Genomic DNA, 16,995 nt, shown 5'->3' with positions numbered 1-16,995 from the left:
AGGCGACTTTATAAACATCCAGTGCGTCTCTATTCGGTGCGCATTCAAACGCACCGAATAGGGCATTAACGCAGGAATGCTGGCTGAGTGGTCTCGTAGTTGGAGATGGACGCTTCGTGTTGCAGCGTTAAACCAATGCTGTCGAGACCGTTAATCATGCAGTGACGGCGGAAGCTGTCGATTTCAAAGCTGTAAGACTTATCACCCGCCGTGACGGTCTGGGCTTCCAGATCCACGGTAAAGGTCACGCCTGGCTGCGCGGCCACCAGTTTGAACATCTCATCCACTTCTTCATCGCTCAACTTCACCGGCAGCAGCTGGTTGTTAAAGCTGTTGCCATAGAAAATATCCGCGAAGCTGGGTGCAATCACCACGTGGAAACCGAAATCGGTCAGGGCCCATGGGGCGTGCTCACGTGATGAGCCGCAGCCAAAGTTTTCACGCGCCAGCAAGATGCTGGTGCCTTTAAATTCCGGCTTGTTCAGCACGAAACCTGGGGTAGGCACGGTGCCCGCATCATCTTCGAAGCGCCAGTCGTGGAACAGGTGCGCGCCAAAACCGGTGCGCGTCACTTTCTGCAGGAACTGTTTTGGAATGATGGCATCGGTATCGACGTTCGCCGCATCCAGTGGCGCCACAATTCCGGTGTGTTGGGTAAATTTGTTCGCCATGGCTTAAGCTCCCTGAGTCAATTCACGAATGTCGGCAAAACGACCGGTTACTGCCGCCGCTGCAGCCATCGCCGGGCTCACTAAGTGAGTGCGACCGCCACGGCCCTGACGACCTTCAAAGTTACGGTTACTGGTGGAGGCACAACGCTCGCCTGGGTTCAGACGGTCATTGTTCATCGCCAGACACATGGAGCAGCCCGGCAGACGCCATTCAAAACCGGCTTCGAGGAAAATCTTATCCAGACCTTCTGCTTCGGCTTGCGCCTTCACTGGGCCTGAGCCAGGGACGACCATGGCAACAACGCCAGGTGCGACTTTGCGGCCTTTAGCGATGGCTGCCGCAGCGCGCAAATCTTCAATTCGTGAGTTGGTGCAAGAGCCGATAAAGACTTTGTCGATAGCGACTTCAGTCAGTTTAATACCCGGCTGCAAATCCATGTAAGCCAACGCTTTCTCGGCAGAAGCACGCTCAACCGGATCGGCAAAGGATTGCGGGTTGGGGATCGCCTGATCCACCGCCATCACCTGGCCTGGGTTGGTGCCCCAGGTGACCTGCGGCGCGATATCGGCCGCGTTCAGGGTGACAATGGTGTCGAATTTGGCATCGCTGTCGGACTTCATCGTACGCCAGTAAGCGACGGCTTCATCCCACTGCTCGCCCTTCGGTGCGAACTGCTTGTCTTTCAGGTAAGCGAAAGTGGTGTCATCCGGCGCGACCAGGCCCGCTTTGGCACCCATCTCAATCGCCATGTTACACAACGTCATGCGGCCTTCCATGCTCAGCGCTTCAATCGCCGGGCCACAGAATTCCACCACGTGGCCGGTACCGCCGGCGCTGCCGGTTTTACCAATAATCGCCAACACGATATCTTTCGCCGTAATACCCGGGGCCGCTTCGCCCAGCACTTCAATCTTCATGGTTTTGGCACGGCCCTGCTTCAGGGTCTGCGTGGCAAACACATGCTCAACTTCGGAGGTGCCGATACCGAATGCCAGCGAACCGAAGGCGCCGTGGGTCGCGGTGTGGGAATCGCCGCAGACGATGGTCATGCCTGGCAGCGTCATCCCTTGTTCAGGCCCGATCACGTGCACGATACCCTGGAACGGGTGATTCAGGTCATACAGCTGAATGCCGAACTCAGCACAGTTCTTGATCAGCTCTTGCATCTGAATACGCGCCATCTCACCCGACGCGTTAATGTCTTTGGTCTGGGTAGAAACGTTGTGGTCCATGGTGGCGAACGTCTTCGACGGCTGGCGCACTTTGCGGCCGTGAGCGCGCAGGCCATCGAAGGCCTGCGGTGACGTTACTTCATGGATCAGATGGCGATCGATGTACAGTAACGGGGTTTCGTTTGGTGCTTCGTGGACGACATGTGCATCAAATAACTTCTGGTATAAGCTTTTCATTTTATTATTTTTCCTCAGCGATGAAACCGGCAATGATGCTGCCCATTTCATCTGTGCTCACAGCTGGGCCGTTACCGGCTAAATCGCGGGTACGATGGCCCGCTTCCAGCGCACGGCTGACCGCACGCTCGATACTGTCTGCAGCTTCAGCGGCATTCAGGCTGAAGCGCAACAGCAGAGACAACGAGAGAATCTGAGCAATTGGGTTGGCAATGTTCTGACCGGCGATATCGGGCGCAGAACCGCCCGCAGGCTCATACAGACCGAAACCTTCTTCATTCATGCTGGCAGAAGGCAGCATGCCCATGGAACCGGTGATCATCGCGCATTCGTCTGACAGGATGTCACCGAACAGGTTAGAACAGAGCAGCACGTCAAACTGTGATGGATCTTTAATCAACTGCATGGTGGCATTATCGATGTACATGTGGCTCAACTGCACATCCGGGTAATCTTTTGCCACTTCATTAACGATTTCACGCCACATCACTGAGGTCTGCAGCACGTTGGCTTTATCCACTGACGTCACTTTGTTACGACGCTTGCGTGCGGCTTCAAAGGCGTTGCGTGCAATACGCTCGATCTCGAAACGGTGATACACCTCGGTATCAAATGCACGCTCATGTGGACCGCTACCTTCGCGCCCTTTCGGCTGACCAAAGTAGATGCCGCCGGTTAATTCACGCACGCACAGGATGTCGAAACCGCGTGCGGCGATGTCGCTGCGCAGTGGGCAAAACGCTTCCAGGCCTTTATATAAGGAAGCGGGGCGCAGGTTGCTGAACAACTTGAAGTGCTTACGCAGTGGCAACAGTGCACCACGCTCAGGCTGGCCCGCTGGCGGCAGGTGTTCCCATTTTGGACCACCGACAGAGCCGAACAGAATCGCATTCGCTTGCTCTGCACCGGCAACGGTGGCAGGCGGCAGCGGTTCACCGTGACGATCGATGGCGATACCGCCTACATCATATTCGCTGGTGGTGATACGCATGTCGAAGCGCCCGCGAATGGCGTCGAGAACCTTGATAGCCTGCGCCATCACTTCCGGGCCGATTCCGTCGCCTGGCATTACCGCAATATGATAAGACTGAGTCATAGTTACACCGTTTCCTTCTGATCTTTAAATTTACGCTGCAATTCTTTTTCTACCTGTTTGGCGCGCCAGATGTTGTTCAGGGCGTTCACCATCGCTTTAGCAGAAGATTCGACGATATCGGTCGCCAGGCCAACGCCATGGAATTTACGACCGTTGTAGTTCACCACGATATCAACCTGGCCCAGCGCGTTCTCGCCGTGGCCTTTCGCGGTCAACTTGTAGTTCACCAATTCTGCTTCAAAGCCGGTGATGCGGTTGATGGCCTGATATACGGCATCCACCGGGCCGTTACCGGTCGCGGCATCGGCTTTGGTCTCTTCGCCACAGCCCAACTGCACCGACGCGGTGGCAGTGACGCTGGAACCGGTCTGTACATTAAATTCGTTCAGCTGGAAATATTCTGGCTCTTCATTCTGTTTGTTGATGAACGCCAGCGCTTCCAAATCGTAATCAAATACCTGGCCTTTCTTGTCGGCCAGCTTCAGGAAGGCATCGTACAGAGCATCGACGTTGTAGTCGGAATCTTTGTAGCCCATCTCTTCCATGCGATGTTTCACCGCAGCACGGCCTGAACGTGAAGTCAGGTTCAACTGAATTTTGTGTAAGCCGATCGATTCTGGCGTCAGGATTTCGTAGTTTTCGCGGTTCTTCAACACGCCATCCTGGTGAATACCAGAGGAGTGAGCAAACGCACCCGTACCCACAATCGCTTTGTTGGCTGGAATCGGCATGTTGCAGATTTGGCTGATCAACTGGCTGGTGCGGTAGATTTCCTGATGATGGATATTGGTGTGCAGGTTCATGATCTGCTGGCGGGTTTTAATCGCCATAATCACTTCTTCCAGCGCACAGTTACCGGCACGTTCGCCCAGGCCATTGATGGTGCCTTCAACCTGACGCGCACCTGCTAACACTGCTGCTACGGCATTGCCGGTTGCCATGCCCAAATCATCATGGGTGTGAACAGACAAGATAGCTTTATCGATGTTCGGTACGCGTTCGCGCAACTGGCTGAAGATGTTAGCGTACTCGTGCGGCAAGGTGTAACCAACCGTATCCGGGATGTTGATGGTGGTCGCGCCGGCGTTGATCGCGGCTTCCACTACGCGGCACAGATCGTCGATCGGCGTACGGCCACCGTCTTCGCAAGAAAACTCAACGTCATCGGTATAGTTGCGGGCACGTTTAATCGAGGCTACCGCGCGGTCAATCACATCTGGCAAGGTACTGCGCAATTTGGTGGCGATATGCATTGGCGAAGTGGCGAGGAAAGTATGAATGCGGAATGCTTCAGCCACACGCAAAGCCTCGTAGGCGGCATCAATATCCTTATCCACGCAGCGGGCCAGGGCAGCAACGCGGCTGTTTTTCACCGAGCGCGCGATGGTCTGCACCGATTCGAAATCGCCTGGCGAAGAGATAGGGAAACCGACTTCCATTACATCCACGCCCATACGCTCCAGCGCCAGGGCGATCTGCAGTTTTTCTTTAACACTCAGGCTGGCCTGTAATGCCTGCTCGCCGTCGCGCAGAGTGGTATCGAAAATAATAACTTGCTGGCTCATGGTCATCTTCCTTTTGCTTTAACTCAACTTCGCCGGTGTAACGAGCATAAAAAAACCCGCGCATCGGCGCGGGTTCTTTAAACTTCTTCAGGTTCGAATCAGTGATTGATTCCACCCACAAGTCTACCGCGCAAACTGAATGCGTTTAGTAGTAGACCGAGTAGGCGGAAAGAATGGAACATGAATCAAACCTCGTAAATTTTGTGCTGCACATATTGATACTGGGATTACTGTGGGAAGTCAACCCTAAGTGAAAGGGTATTTCTTTTGTCCTTTAAGGGCGATCTGCTGCGAATATCCCGCTATACAGAGCTTTGGCATTAATTAGCTGCATGCATAATGGCTTAAACAGCCTAAAAAATTTTTTATAAAAACGAATTATTTTTAAGTTGTTGAATTTAATGTATTTAATCTGAGTTTTGGCACAATTTTAAAAACAAGATTTGGCGGGTAGCTTAGCACAATGTCATGCAAGAAGCGGATTTTGAAGTTAATCACGCCAGAAAGTAATATTCAGGAAAAATTGTGGGCTAACCGGCCAGGCAATATGAAAATCATATTTCTTAGAACACGCTGCAAATAATCATGAAACCAGCATTTTCATCTGTGGTTGTGGGATGGCATTAGTTTAATCCTCGAGAGCGATTATCACGTGTCAGTGCCTTTTGTGTCGAAATAAGCCTGTCGCAGCCTCCTGTCGTTTGCAGGCCGGCTTTTCTGCGGTTATGGTAATCGACCTACTCTTAAAAGAATCAACTCAAGTAGATTCCCTGTACCTGGAAGGCAGAAATGAATTCTGTCATCTGAGCATAAACATAAGGTTTTGATCTTAACTGGCGAATACGGGGCTGGGTGCCAGTGGCGCAGGGGCAATGCGCGTCACGGGATCCGGTTCCTCAAGCCTGGAGGCAGAAAATGGAGATGTTGTCAGGAGCCGAAATGGTCGTCCGTTCGTTAATCGATCAGGGCGTTAAGCAGGTATTCGGCTATCCGGGCGGAGCAGTGCTCGACATTTACGATGCGCTGCAAACGGTCGGTGGTATTGACCACGTATTAGTGCGTCACGAGCAAGGCGCTGTGCATATGGCAGATGGTCTGGCACGCGCGACCGGCGAAGTCGGCGTGGTGCTGGTCACCTCAGGTCCAGGCGCCACCAATGCCATTACCGGTATTGCGACGGCCTATATGGATTCGATTCCGATGGTGATTCTGTCGGGTCAGGTGCCGTCTTCACTGATCGGCTACGATGCGTTCCAGGAGTGCGACATGGTCGGGATTTCCCGTCCGGTGGTCAAACACAGCTTCCTGGTGAAAAACGCCGAAGAGATCCCAACCGTGCTGAAAAAAGCCTTCTGGCTGGCAGCAAGCGGCCGCCCAGGCCCGGTGGTGATCGACCTGCCAAAAGACATTCTTAACCCAGCGAACAAACTGCCGTACGTCTATCCTGAGTCGGTCAGCATGCGCTCTTATAACCCGACGATTCAGGGGCATAAAGGACAGATTAAGCGTGCACTGCAAACGCTACTGGCCGCGCATAAGCCGGTGATTTATGCCGGTGGCGGTGCGATTATGTCCGGCTGTGAGGCGGAGCTGCTGCAGTTAGCTGAACAGCTGAATATTCCGGTCACCATGTCACTGATGGGCCTCGGCGTGTTCCCTGGCACGCATCGCCAGAGTGTAGGCATGCTGGGTATGCACGGTACTTACGAAGCCAATATGACCATGCACAATGCCGATTTGATTTTCGGCATTGGTGTGCGCTTCGATGACCGTACTACCAACAACCTGGCGAAATATTGCCCGAACGCCACCATCATGCATATCGACGTCGATCCGACCTCGATTTCCAAGACCGTCAGCGCCGATATCCCGATTGTCGGTGATGCGAAGCAGACGTTGTCGCAGATGCTGGAACTGCTGGCGCAAAGCGATGCGAAGCAAGAGCTGGATAGCCTGCGCGACTGGTGGCAGACCATTGATGGCTGGCGTAGCCGTAAGTGCCTTGAATTTGATCGCACCAGCGACAAGATCAAACCGCAGGCGGTGATCGAAACCATCTGGCGTCTGACTAAGGGGGATGCGTACGTTACCTCTGATGTCGGCCAGCATCAGATGTTCGCCGCGCTCTATTATCAGTTTGATAAGCCGCGTCGCTGGATCAACTCCGGTGGCCTTGGCACCATGGGCTTCGGCTTACCGGCTGCGCTGGGGGTGAAAATGGCGCTGCCGGATGAAACCGTCATCTGCGTGACCGGTGATGGCAGTATTCAGATGAACATCCAGGAACTGTCGACGGCACTGCAGTACGATTTACCGGTGCTGGTGCTGAACCTCAACAACGGTTTCCTCGGTATGGTGAAACAGTGGCAGGATATGATTTATTCCGGCCGCCACTCGCAATCCTACATGCAATCTCTGCCTGACTTTGTGCGTTTAGCCGAAGCCTACGGACACGTGGGTATTTCCATCGCGCACCCCGCTGAGCTGGAAGAGAAGCTGCAGCTGGCATTGGATACCCTGGCGAAAGGGCGTCTGGTGTTTGTTGATGTGAATATCGACGGCAGCGAGCACGTTTACCCGATGCAGATTCGCGGCGGTTCGATGGATGAGATGTGGCTGAGCAAAACGGAGAGGACTTAATTATGCGTCGTGTGTTATCGGTACTGCTGGAAAATGAATCCGGCGCATTGTCTCGCGTGGTGGGCTTGTTCTCACAGCGCGGCTACAACATCGAAAGTCTGACCGTTGCGCCGACCGATGATCCAACGCTGTCACGCATGACCATTCAGACGGTCGGCGATGAAAAAGTACTGGAGCAGATTGAGAAGCAACTGCACAAGCTGGTGGACGTGTTACGTGTCAGCGAGCTGGGGCAGGGGGCTTACGTTGAACGTGAAATCATGCTGGTGAAGATTCAGGCAAGCGGGTATGGCCGTGAAGAAGTGAAGCGCAGCGCGGAAATTTTCCGTGGCCAGATTATCGATGTGACGCCAACGCTGTACACGGTTCAGCTGGCAGGCACCAGCGATAAACTCGACGCCTTCCTCAACACGGTACGCGATGTTGCTGAGATCGTTGAAGTGGCGCGATCAGGGATTGTGGGCGTGTCACGTGGCGATCGTGTGATGCGTTAATTCCGCAGAGTTATCATCCTGCTTCCAAGCTAACCCGGCGTAATGCCGGGTTTTTTTTATTTAATGCGCTTGTGAGTGCTGCCCGATAAAAGCGGTTGCTCAGCGTAGTGTTCTGCGGTTAGATGTTACAAATGTTTTACCCATAGCTACTCTGCGGACATTTGCCCAGCCCTGGCTTATCAGAATTAAGGTGTCATCGTGAAACTGGATGAAATTGCGCGCCTGGCGGGCGTGTCGCGCACCACGGCCAGCTACGTTATCAATGGCAAAGCGCGGCAGTATCGTGTCAGCGACAAAACCGTCGAAAAAGTGATGGCGGTGGTGCGTGAACATAATTATCACCCCAATGCTGTTGCGGCAGGCCTGCGCGCCGGACGTACGCGTTCAATTGGTCTGGTGATCCCGGATCTTGAGAACACCAGTTACACGCGCATTGCCAATTATCTGGAGCGCCAGGCACGCCAACGTGGCTATCAGCTGCTGATTGCCTGCTCGGAAGATCAGCCTGACAATGAAATGCGCTGTATTGAACATCTGCTGCAGCGCCAGGTGGATGCGATCATTGTTTCGACCTCGTTGCCGCCAGAACACCCGTTTTATCAGCGCTGGATCAACGATCCGCTGCCGATTATCGCGCTGGACCGTGCGCTGGATCGTGAACACTTCACCAGTGTGGTCGGTGCCGATCAGGACGATGCGCATGCTCTGGCGGCTGAATTGCGTCAGCTTCCGGTGAAAAACGTGCTGTTCCTTGGGGCCTTGCCTGAGCTTTCAGTCAGTTTCCTGCGTGAAATGGGCTTCCGCGATGCGTGGAAAGACGATGAACGCACGGTGGATTACCTCTACTGCAACAGCTTTGATCGCACTGCGGCTGCCACACTGTTCGAGAAATACCTCGAAGATCATCCGATGCCAGATGCGTTGTTTACCACCTCATTCGGTCTGCTTCAGGGCGTGATGGACATTACCCTAAAGCGGGATGGCCGCCTGCCCACTGACCTGGCTATCGCCACCTTTGGCGACCACGAATTACTGGACTTTTTAGAGTGCCCGGTACTGGCGGTGGGGCAGCGACATCGTGATGTGGCCGAGCGCGTGCTGGAATTAGTTTTGGCCTCGCTGGATGAACCGCGCAAACCGAAGCCGGGATTAACCCGTATTCGCCGCAATTTATTCCGCCGTGGTCAGTTAAGTCGCCGCACTAAATGAAATCGCGGGCAGATCGCTGCCCGCACTTATTAATCATCCAGATATTTTTCTGCCATAGGACTGGGGTAAAAAAGCGTAAATAGTCACCACTTTCCCTAACGAATTAACTGCACTGAATTTTCTTATTTGTTTACATCTTCAGCAGTGACGCGTAGCAGAGCTGGCGCGATGGTGCTGGGCTTCCTTTCAGAAATCCCCTAAAATGCAGCCGCTGTCGCATATCCCGGGATAATTATCTTTTGCGATTAAAACGCTTTATTTTTCGCCATTTTTCAAATCGTGAAAATTTTTATTCCATTATTCATCAGGTTAAATTTTTATTTTGCCATTCATTCCCCTAAATTCCCCTCCACTAAATAATTCTCACCCTTGTAAAGAGTGATATTCACTTGTCGTTGCGGCTTGACAAGGATTTCATAGGCTCCGTAAACTCGTTTCGTGGTAAAAAGTGGGATAAAGTGGTGAAAACGGGTGATTGGGGGGTAGGACTGACATGTTCCGAGGAGCAACGTTAGTCAATCTCGACTGCAAAGGCCGATTGGCGGTACCAACACGCTATCGTGAATTGCTTGTCGCGGAGTCTCAGGGGCAAATGGTGTGCACCATTGACCTCCACCAGCCATGTCTGTTGCTTTATACCCTGCCCGAATGGGAAATCATCGAGAAAAAACTGGCGCGCTTATCCAGCATGAATCCGAACGAACGTCGCGTGCAGCGACTGCTGTTAGGACATGCCAGCGAATGCCAGATGGATAATGCAGGTCGTTTGTTGCTGGCGAATACGCTACGGCAACATGCGAGCCTGACCAAAGAAGTGATGCTGGTTGGACAGTTCAATAAGTTTGAGCTGTGGGATGAACAGACCTGGTATCAACAAGTTAAGGACGATATTGACGCAGAACAGTCAGCTCAGGAGCCTTTATCTGAGCGGTTGCAGGACTTGTCGCTATAGCTATGCAGGATAATTTTAAACACACCACAGTGCTGCTGGATGAGGCGGTTAACGGCCTCAATATCAGGGAAGACGGCATTTACATTGACGGCACTTTTGGGCGCGGCGGTCACTCACGTCTGATCCTTTCGCAACTGGGCGAGAAAGGGCACTTACTGGCGATCGATCGCGATCCGCAAGCCATAGCCGCTGCAGCTGAAATTCAGGATCCACGTTTTTCGATCGTGCACGGACCCTTTTCGGCGCTCGCAGAGTATGTCGAAGCGCGTGGTCTCACCGGTAAGATCGATGGCGTATTGCTCGATCTTGGCGTGTCATCACCGCAGTTGGATGACGCAGAGCGCGGTTTCTCGTTTATGCGTGATGGGCCACTGGATATGCGTATGGACCCGACACGGGGCCAGTCTGCAGCAGAGTGGCTGATGAACGCCGAGGAAGCCGATATCGCCTTCGTCATCAAGACCTACGGTGAAGAGAAATTTGGCAAACGTATCGCACGCGCCATCGTCGAGCGTAATCGTGAACAGCCAATGACGCGCACCAAAGAGTTAGCCACCGTGATCGCTGCTGCGATGCCGGTGAAGGACAAGTTTAAACATCCGGCCACGCGCACCTTCCAGGCGATTCGTATCTGGATCAACAGCGAATTGGAAGAGATCGATACTGCACTGAAAGGGGCAATGTCGGTGCTGGCACCTGGCGGGCGGTTATCGGTTATCAGCTTCCATTCGCTGGAAGACCGTTTGGTGAAGCGTTTTATGCGCGATCAGAGCCGAGGCCCGCAAGTTCCAGCGGGTATCCCAATGACCGAAAGCCAGCTTAAAGCGCTAGGTGGACGTGAATTGAAAACCTTAGGCAAGCTGATTCCGGGTGAAGCGGAAGTCAACGAGAACCCACGCGCGCGCAGTTCGGTACTGCGTATTGCTGAGAGGACCGCGACATGATTGGCAACGAGCGACACAGCCTGCCCGGCGTCATCGGCGGTGACCTGCTGCGATTCGGCAAGATCCCGGTGTTGCTGCTGATTGCAGTACTAGTGTCCTCGGTGTTGGTGGTGACCACCACGCATAAAACGCGCCTGTTAACGGCGCAGCGCGAACAGTTGGTGTTAGAACGTGATGCGCTCGATATCGAGTGGCGTAACCTGATTTTGGAAGAGAATGCGCTCGGCGATCATAGCCGGGTTGAGCGAATAGCAACCGATAAGCTGCAGATGCAGCATGTTGATCCTTCACAGGAAAATATCGTGGTGCAGAGATAAATAAGGAATCGCAGACCTCAATGAGCGGCGCAGGCAAAACGCTGAAGTTAAAAAAACAGGAAGATAAGGCCAGCTTTATAAGCTGGCGTTTTGCGTTGCTGTGCGGCTGTATTTTACTGGCTTTGGGCGGATTGCTGTCACGCGTGGCGTGGTTACAGGTCATCAGCCCGGATAAGCTGGTCAAAGAAGGGGATTTGCGTTCGCTGCGTGTTCAATCTGTTCCCACAGCACGTGGCATGATCAGCGATCGTGCTGGCCGTCCGTTAGCCGTCAGCGTGCCGGTGAATGCCATCTGGGCCGATCCTAAAGAGCTGATGGAACATGGCGGCGTGTCACTCGACAGCCGCTGGAAAGCCCTTTCAGATGCGTTGTCCATCCCACTCGATCAACTCGCCGCGCGCGTGAATGCCAATCCCAAAGGGCGCTTTATCTATCTGGCGCGTCAGGTGAATCCAGCGATCGGCGAATACGTCAAAAAACTCAAGCTGCCCGGCATTTACCTGCGTGAAGAGTCGCGTCGTTACTATCCAGCCGGTCAGGTCACTGCACATCTGATCGGCTTTACCAACATTGATGGTCAGGGCATTGAGGGCATCGAAAAGAGCTTCGACAAGTGGCTGACCGGCGCACCAGGCGAGCGTACGGTGCGTAAAGACCGCTACGGTCGCGTGATTGAAGATATCTCCTCTGTAGACAGCCGCGCGGCGCACAACCTGACGCTCAGCATCGACGAACGCTTGCAGGCGCTGGTGTACCGCGAGCTGAACAATGCCGTGGCTTTCAACAAAGCGGAGTCGGGCACTGCCGTTTTGGTGGATGTGAACACCGGTGAAGTGTTGGCAATGGCCAACAGCCCGGCTTACAACCCAAACAATCTCTCCAACACGCCGAAAGATGTGATGCGCAACCGTGCCATTACCGACATCTTCGAGCCAGGCTCCACCGTCAAACCGATGGTGGTGATGACCGCGCTGCAGCGTGGCGTGGTGAAAGAGAACAGCGTACTGAATACCGTGCCGTACCGCGTCAATGGTCATGAGATCAAGGACGTGGCACGCTACAACGAATTGACCCTTACCGGGGTTTTACAGAAGTCGAGTAACGTCGGGGTTTCACGTTTGGCGTTAGCGATGCCCTCCTCAGCACTCGTAGATACTTACGCGCGCTTTGGACTGGGTAAACCGACCAATTTGGGGCTGGTCGGGGAAAGTAGTGGCTTATACCCTCAAAAACAACGGTGGTCTGACATAGAGAGGGCCACCTTCTCTTTCGGCTACGGGCTAATGGTAACACCGTTACAGTTAGCGCGAGTCTACGCAACCATTGGCAGCTACGGCATCAACCGCCCGCTGTCGATCACCAAAGTTGACCCGCCAGTGGCGGGTGAACGCGTTTTCCAGGAAGACCTGGTGAAAACGGTGATGCACATGATGGAAAGCGTTGCGCTGCCTGGTGGCGGTGGGGTTAAAGCCGCCATCAAGGGTTATCGCATCGCGATTAAAACCGGTACTGCGAAAAAAGTGGGACCGGATGGACGCTACGTCAATAAATACATTGCTTACACGGCAGGTGTTGCACCTGCCAGTCGCCCTCGTTTTGCGCTGGTGGTGGTGATCAACGATCCCCAGGCCGGTAAATATTATGGTGGTGCGGTTTCTGCACCGGTGTTTGGCGCCATCATGGGCGGTGTATTACGCACCATGAACATTGAACCAGATGCGCTGCCGACAATTGATAAAGACGAGTTGGTGAAGAACAGAAGTGAGGAATCAAGTGACCGATCGTAACCTGCGCGATTTACTGGCCCCGTGGGTGCCGGGTGCGCCGGCGCGTCCACTCCGTGACATGACACTAGACAGCCGCTCAGCGGCTGCTGGCGATCTGTTTATCGCCGTGGCGGGCCATCATGCTGATGGACGTCGTTTTATTCCGCAGGCTATTGCTCAAGGCGTGGCGGCAGTGATTGCCGAAGCCGAGGGTGAAGCCAGCGATGGAGATATCCGCGAGATGCACGGCGTCCCGGTTATCTACCTGGCGCAGTTGCAGCAGCGTCTCTCTGCACTGGCCGGGCGCTTTTATCAGCAGCCTGCTGAAAAACTTAAATTAATCGGTGTCACCGGCACCAACGGAAAAACCACCACCACGCAGTTGATGGCGCAGTGGGCCAATCTGCTGGGTGAAACCGGTGCCGTGATGGGCACGGTGGGTAATGGCTTATATGGCCAACTGGTGGCTACCGAAAACACCACCGGTTCCGCGGTAGATGTTCAACATGTGTTGAATGATTTGGTGGAGCAGGGCGCCACGCTGGCCGCGATGGAAGTCTCTTCTCACGGCCTGGTGCAGCATCGCGTGGCGGCACTGCCCTTCGCGGCTGCCGTATTCACCAACCTGAGCCGCGACCACCTCGATTATCATGGTGATATGCAGGGCTACGAAGCCGCCAAATGGCTGCTGTTCTCTGAGCATCAGGTTGGCGAAGCCATTATCAACGCTGATGACGAGGTCGGACGCCGCTGGCTGGAGAAACTGCCGGATGCCGTTGCCGTCACCCTGGCTGACAACTTGCAGCCTGGCTGTCGTGGACGCTGGTTGAAAGCCACAGCGGTGAATTATCACGATGGCGGTGCGCATATCCAGTTCAGCTCCAGCTGGGGCGACGGGGAATTTGATAGCCGTCTGATGGGCGCATTCAATGTCAGCAATCTGCTGCTGGCACTGGCCACCTTGCTGACGCTCGATTATCCGCTGGAGGCGCTGGTATCAAGCGCTGCTCAGCTGCAACCGGTATGCGGTCGCATGGAAGTGTTCACGGCGCCAGAAAAACCCACAGTGGTGGTGGATTATGCTCACACCCCCGATGCGCTGGAAAAAGCGTTAGAAGCTGCCCGCCTGCACTGCAAAGGCAAACTTTGGTGCGTGTTTGGCTGCGGCGGCGATCGTGACAAAGGCAAACGTCCGCTGATGGGCGCGATTGCCGAACAGTTCTCTGACATCGTGGTCATCACCGATGACAATCCGCGCAGCGAAGAACCTGCCGCGATTGTGAATGACATTCTGACTGGCTTGCTTGATCCCGGTCGCGCCCGCGTGGTCGCGGGACGTGCGCAAGCGGTCACTAACGCCGTGATGCAGGCCAATGTCGATGACATCGTGCTGGTGGCTGGTAAAGGCCATGAAGATTATCAAATCATTGGTAACCGTCGTTTGGATTACTCCGATCGCGACACCGTCGCCCGTTTACTGGGGGTGATAGCATGATCCCGGTTTCTTTGAAAACACTGGCTGAAATCAGTGGTGGTCAACTGCACGGCGCTGATTTGACGCTGAATGATGTGACCAGCGACACGCGTAAAGTGGCTGATGGCAGCCTGTTTGTCGCACTGGTCGGTGAGCGTTTTGATGCGCATGACTTTGCTCAGGATGCTATTGCCCAGGGTGCCAAAGCGCTGCTGGTGAGTAAGCACTTGCCTTTAGATGTGCCGCAAGTGGTGGTGGCAGATACCCGCATTGCCTTTGGTCAGCTCGGCGCCTGGGTGCGTCAGCAATCGAAGGCGCGCGTGGTAGCCCTGACCGGTTCATCCGGTAAAACCTCCGTCAAAGAGATGACCGCTGCCATTTTGCGTCAGTGTGGTGAAACCCTCTATACCGCTGGCAACCTGAACAACGACTTCGGCGTGCCGATGACGTTGCTGCGTCTGACCCCAGAACACGAGTTCGCGGTGATTGAGCTGGGTGCCAATCATCAGGGCGAGATTGCTTACACCACCGATTTAGTGCGTCCTGAAACGGCGCTGGTGAATAATCTCGCTGCAGCGCATCTGGAAGGCTTTGGTTCACTGGCCGGTGTAGCGAAAGCCAAAGGCGAAATTTTTGGTGGATTGCCAGTACACGGCACCGCCATCGTCAATGCTGACAGCAACGATCTCGCTAACTGGCAGTCGCAGTTTGTCGATAAGACCCTGTGGCGCTTCTCGCCACAGCCGATGGCAGATGCAGAATTCCGTGCCAGCGAGATCGTGCTACGCGCCGACGCCACGCTGTTTACCTTGCATACGCCGCGCGGAGACATTGCTGTTGCGCTTCCGCTGCCTGGTCGCCACAACATCGCGAACGCGCTTGCTGCTGCTGCGCTGGCACTGTCCGTTGATGCCCCGCTAAGCGCGATCCAAACCGGTTTGAAAACACTGCAGCCCGTACCGGGGCGTCTGTTCCCGATTCGTCTGGCAGACAATCAACTGCTGCTGGATGACAGCTATAACGCCAACGTCGGTTCGATGACGGCGGCCGCACAGGTACTGGGCGATATGCCAGGGTTCCGAGTGATGGTCGTCGGTGATATGGCCGAACTGGGCGATGAAGCGGAAGCTTGCCATCAGCAGGTGGGTGAAGCCGCCAGGGCAGCAGGTATTGATTGTGTTCTGAGTACCGGCACTTTGAGTCGGTTGATCGGTGAAAGCAGCGGTAAAGGCGAGCATTTCGCTACAAAAGCCGAGCTGACTGTACGTTTACGCGCATTGCTGTCCCAACATCAGGACATCACTATTTTGGTTAAAGGCTCACGTAGCGCCGCCATGGAGCAGGTCGTCGAGAGCTTACAGGAGAAAGGAACATGCTAGTCTGGCTGGCCGAACATTTGGTCGCACTTTATTCCGGCTTTAACGTCTTCTCGTATTTGACGTTTCGCGCCATTGTCAGCCTGCTGACCGCTCTGTTCCTATCACTCTGGATGGGCCCGCGCCTGATCGCCTGGCTGCAGAAACTGCAAATTGGCCAGGTGGTGCGTAACGACGGTCCGGAATCGCACTTCAGTAAGCGCGGTACGCCAACCATGGGTGGCATCATGATCCTCACCTCCATCACCGTCTCGGTGTTGATGTGGGCGTATCCATCCAACCCTTATGTGTGGTGCGTGCTGGCGGTGCTGATTGGTTTCGGCATTATCGGTTTCGTCGATGACTATCGCAAAGTGGTACGCAAAGACACCAAAGGCCTGATTGCCCGCTGGAAATACTTCTGGATGTCGGTGATTTCCCTTGGCGTGGCTTTTGCGCTTTACGCTGCGGGCAAAGGCACACCGGCCACTCAGTTGGTGGTGCCGTTCTTTAAAGACATCATGCCGCAGCTGGGATTGTTCTATGTGCTGCTGGCTTACTTTGTGATTGTCGGCACCGGTAATGCGGTCAACCTGACCGATGGTCTGGATGGCCTGGCGATTATGCCCACCGTTTTTGTGGCGGCAGGCTTCGCTTTGGTCGCCTGGGCGACCGGTAACGTGAAGTTTGCGGAATATCTGCACATCCCGTATCTACGCCACGCGGGTGAGCTGGTGATTGTCTGTACCGCGATTGTCGGTGCCGGTCTCGGCTTCCTGTGGTTCAACACCTACCCGGCTCAGGTCTTCATGGGCGATGTGGGTTCACTGGCACTGGGCGGCGCGTTAGGCACTATCGCCGTGCTGCTGCGTCAGGAGTTTTTGCTGGTGATCATGGGCGGCGTGTTTGTGGTTGAAACACTGTCGGTGATCCTGCAGGTGGGCTCGTTCAAGCTGCGCGGCCAGCGCATTTTCCGCATGGCACCGATTCACCACCACTATGAATTGAAAGGCTGGCCGGAGCCGCGTGTCATCGTGCGCTTCTGGATTATTTCACTGATGCTGGTGCTGATTGGCCTGGCAACGCTGAAGGTACGTTAATC

The 16,995-nt window shown here is 54.4% G+C and carries 15 protein-coding genes; 10 read left to right on the top strand and 5 right to left on the bottom strand.

The features are described from left to right. Window positions 1–65 precede the first annotated feature (65 nt). The 5 genes from leuD to leuL all read right to left on the bottom strand — a co-directional run bounded on the left by leuD (window position 66) and on the right by leuL (window position 4,924). Window positions 66–671: a 3-isopropylmalate dehydratase small subunit gene (leuD, locus tag FD737_RS11625; RefSeq protein ID WP_038649091.1), complete on the bottom strand. Its 606-nt coding sequence runs from the start codon at window positions 669–671 to the stop codon at window positions 66–68. A gap of 3 nt (window positions 672–674) precedes the next feature. Further along, entirely contained in the window at window positions 675–2,081 is a 1,407-nt protein-coding gene (leuC, locus tag FD737_RS11620) for a 3-isopropylmalate dehydratase large subunit (RefSeq protein WP_034826009.1), read from the bottom strand. A gap of 4 nt (window positions 2,082–2,085) precedes the next feature. Next, complete coding sequence (gene leuB / locus FD737_RS11615) at window positions 2,086–3,177, bottom strand: 3-isopropylmalate dehydrogenase (protein WP_097118333.1); 1,092 nt, start codon at window positions 3,175–3,177, stop codon at window positions 2,086–2,088. 2 nt (window positions 3,178–3,179) lie between these two features. Then, complete coding sequence (leuA, locus tag FD737_RS11610) at window positions 3,180–4,742, bottom strand: 2-isopropylmalate synthase (protein WP_034826001.1); 1,563 nt, start codon at window positions 4,740–4,742, stop codon at window positions 3,180–3,182. A 98-nt stretch (window positions 4,743–4,840) separates the two neighbouring features. Beyond that, window positions 4,841–4,924: a leu operon leader peptide gene (gene leuL / locus FD737_RS24150; protein ID WP_101749442.1), complete on the bottom strand. Its 84-nt coding sequence runs from the start codon at window positions 4,922–4,924 to the stop codon at window positions 4,841–4,843. A gap of 733 nt (window positions 4,925–5,657) precedes the next feature. Between leuL and ilvI the strand changes: the two genes are divergently transcribed. The 10 genes from ilvI (at window position 5,658) to mraY (ending at window position 16,993) form a co-directional block, all read left to right on the top strand. Further along, window positions 5,658–7,382: an acetolactate synthase 3 large subunit gene (gene ilvI, locus FD737_RS11600; RefSeq protein ID WP_034825999.1), complete on the top strand. Its 1,725-nt coding sequence runs from the start codon at window positions 5,658–5,660 to the stop codon at window positions 7,380–7,382. A gap of 2 nt (window positions 7,383–7,384) precedes the next feature. Next, entirely contained in the window at window positions 7,385–7,876 is a 492-nt protein-coding gene (gene ilvN, locus FD737_RS11595; RefSeq protein ID WP_034825997.1) for an acetolactate synthase small subunit, read from the top strand. 198 nt (window positions 7,877–8,074) lie between these two features. Beyond that, a complete protein-coding gene (gene cra / locus FD737_RS11590) occupies window positions 8,075–9,085 on the top strand; it encodes a catabolite repressor/activator (RefSeq protein ID WP_097118335.1) in 1,011 nt (336 codons plus the stop codon). A 493-nt stretch (window positions 9,086–9,578) separates the two neighbouring features. Beyond that, window positions 9,579–10,037 carry a division/cell wall cluster transcriptional repressor MraZ gene (gene mraZ / locus FD737_RS11585; protein ID WP_160833551.1) on the top strand — a complete coding sequence of 153 codons (459 nt, stop codon included), beginning with the start codon at window positions 9,579–9,581 and terminating at the stop codon, window positions 10,035–10,037. A gap of 2 nt (window positions 10,038–10,039) precedes the next feature. Continuing rightward, window positions 10,040–10,981: a 16S rRNA (cytosine(1402)-N(4))-methyltransferase RsmH gene (rsmH, locus tag FD737_RS11580; protein WP_160833550.1), complete on the top strand. Its 942-nt coding sequence runs from the start codon at window positions 10,040–10,042 to the stop codon at window positions 10,979–10,981. Further along, window positions 10,978–11,298 (top strand): cell division protein FtsL, encoded by a 321-nt coding sequence (gene ftsL, locus FD737_RS11575; RefSeq protein ID WP_034825986.1) that lies wholly within the window; start codon window positions 10,978–10,980, stop codon window positions 11,296–11,298. The genes rsmH and ftsL overlap by 4 nt, the downstream gene beginning before the upstream one ends. A gap of 20 nt (window positions 11,299–11,318) precedes the next feature. Next, the gene (locus FD737_RS11570; protein ID WP_058960906.1) at window positions 11,319–13,085 is read left to right on the top strand and encodes a peptidoglycan glycosyltransferase FtsI; all 1,767 of its coding nucleotides are present in this window, start codon (window positions 11,319–11,321) and stop codon (window positions 13,083–13,085) included. Continuing rightward, a complete protein-coding gene (murE, locus tag FD737_RS11565; RefSeq protein ID WP_097118336.1) occupies window positions 13,072–14,559 on the top strand; it encodes a UDP-N-acetylmuramoyl-L-alanyl-D-glutamate--2,6-diaminopimelate ligase in 1,488 nt (495 codons plus the stop codon). Before FD737_RS11570 ends, murE begins: the two co-directional genes overlap by 14 nt. Then, window positions 14,556–15,917 carry a UDP-N-acetylmuramoyl-tripeptide--D-alanyl-D-alanine ligase gene (murF, locus tag FD737_RS11560; protein WP_160833549.1) on the top strand — a complete coding sequence of 454 codons (1,362 nt, stop codon included), beginning with the start codon at window positions 14,556–14,558 and terminating at the stop codon, window positions 15,915–15,917. The genes murE and murF overlap by 4 nt, the downstream gene beginning before the upstream one ends. After that, window positions 15,911–16,993, top strand: coding sequence for a phospho-N-acetylmuramoyl-pentapeptide-transferase (gene mraY / locus FD737_RS11555; RefSeq protein WP_034829683.1), 1,083 nt, complete (start codon window positions 15,911–15,913; stop codon window positions 16,991–16,993). The genes murF and mraY overlap by 7 nt, the downstream gene beginning before the upstream one ends. Window positions 16,994–16,995: the final 2 nt, after the last annotated feature.

The organism is Pantoea sp. Seng, assembly GCF_009829935.1.
GTDB lineage: Bacteria > Pseudomonadota > Gammaproteobacteria > Enterobacterales > Enterobacteriaceae > Pantoea > Pantoea communis.
Note: the sequence above shows the minus strand (reverse complement) of the source record. Positions and strands in the feature narration are given on the sequence as shown.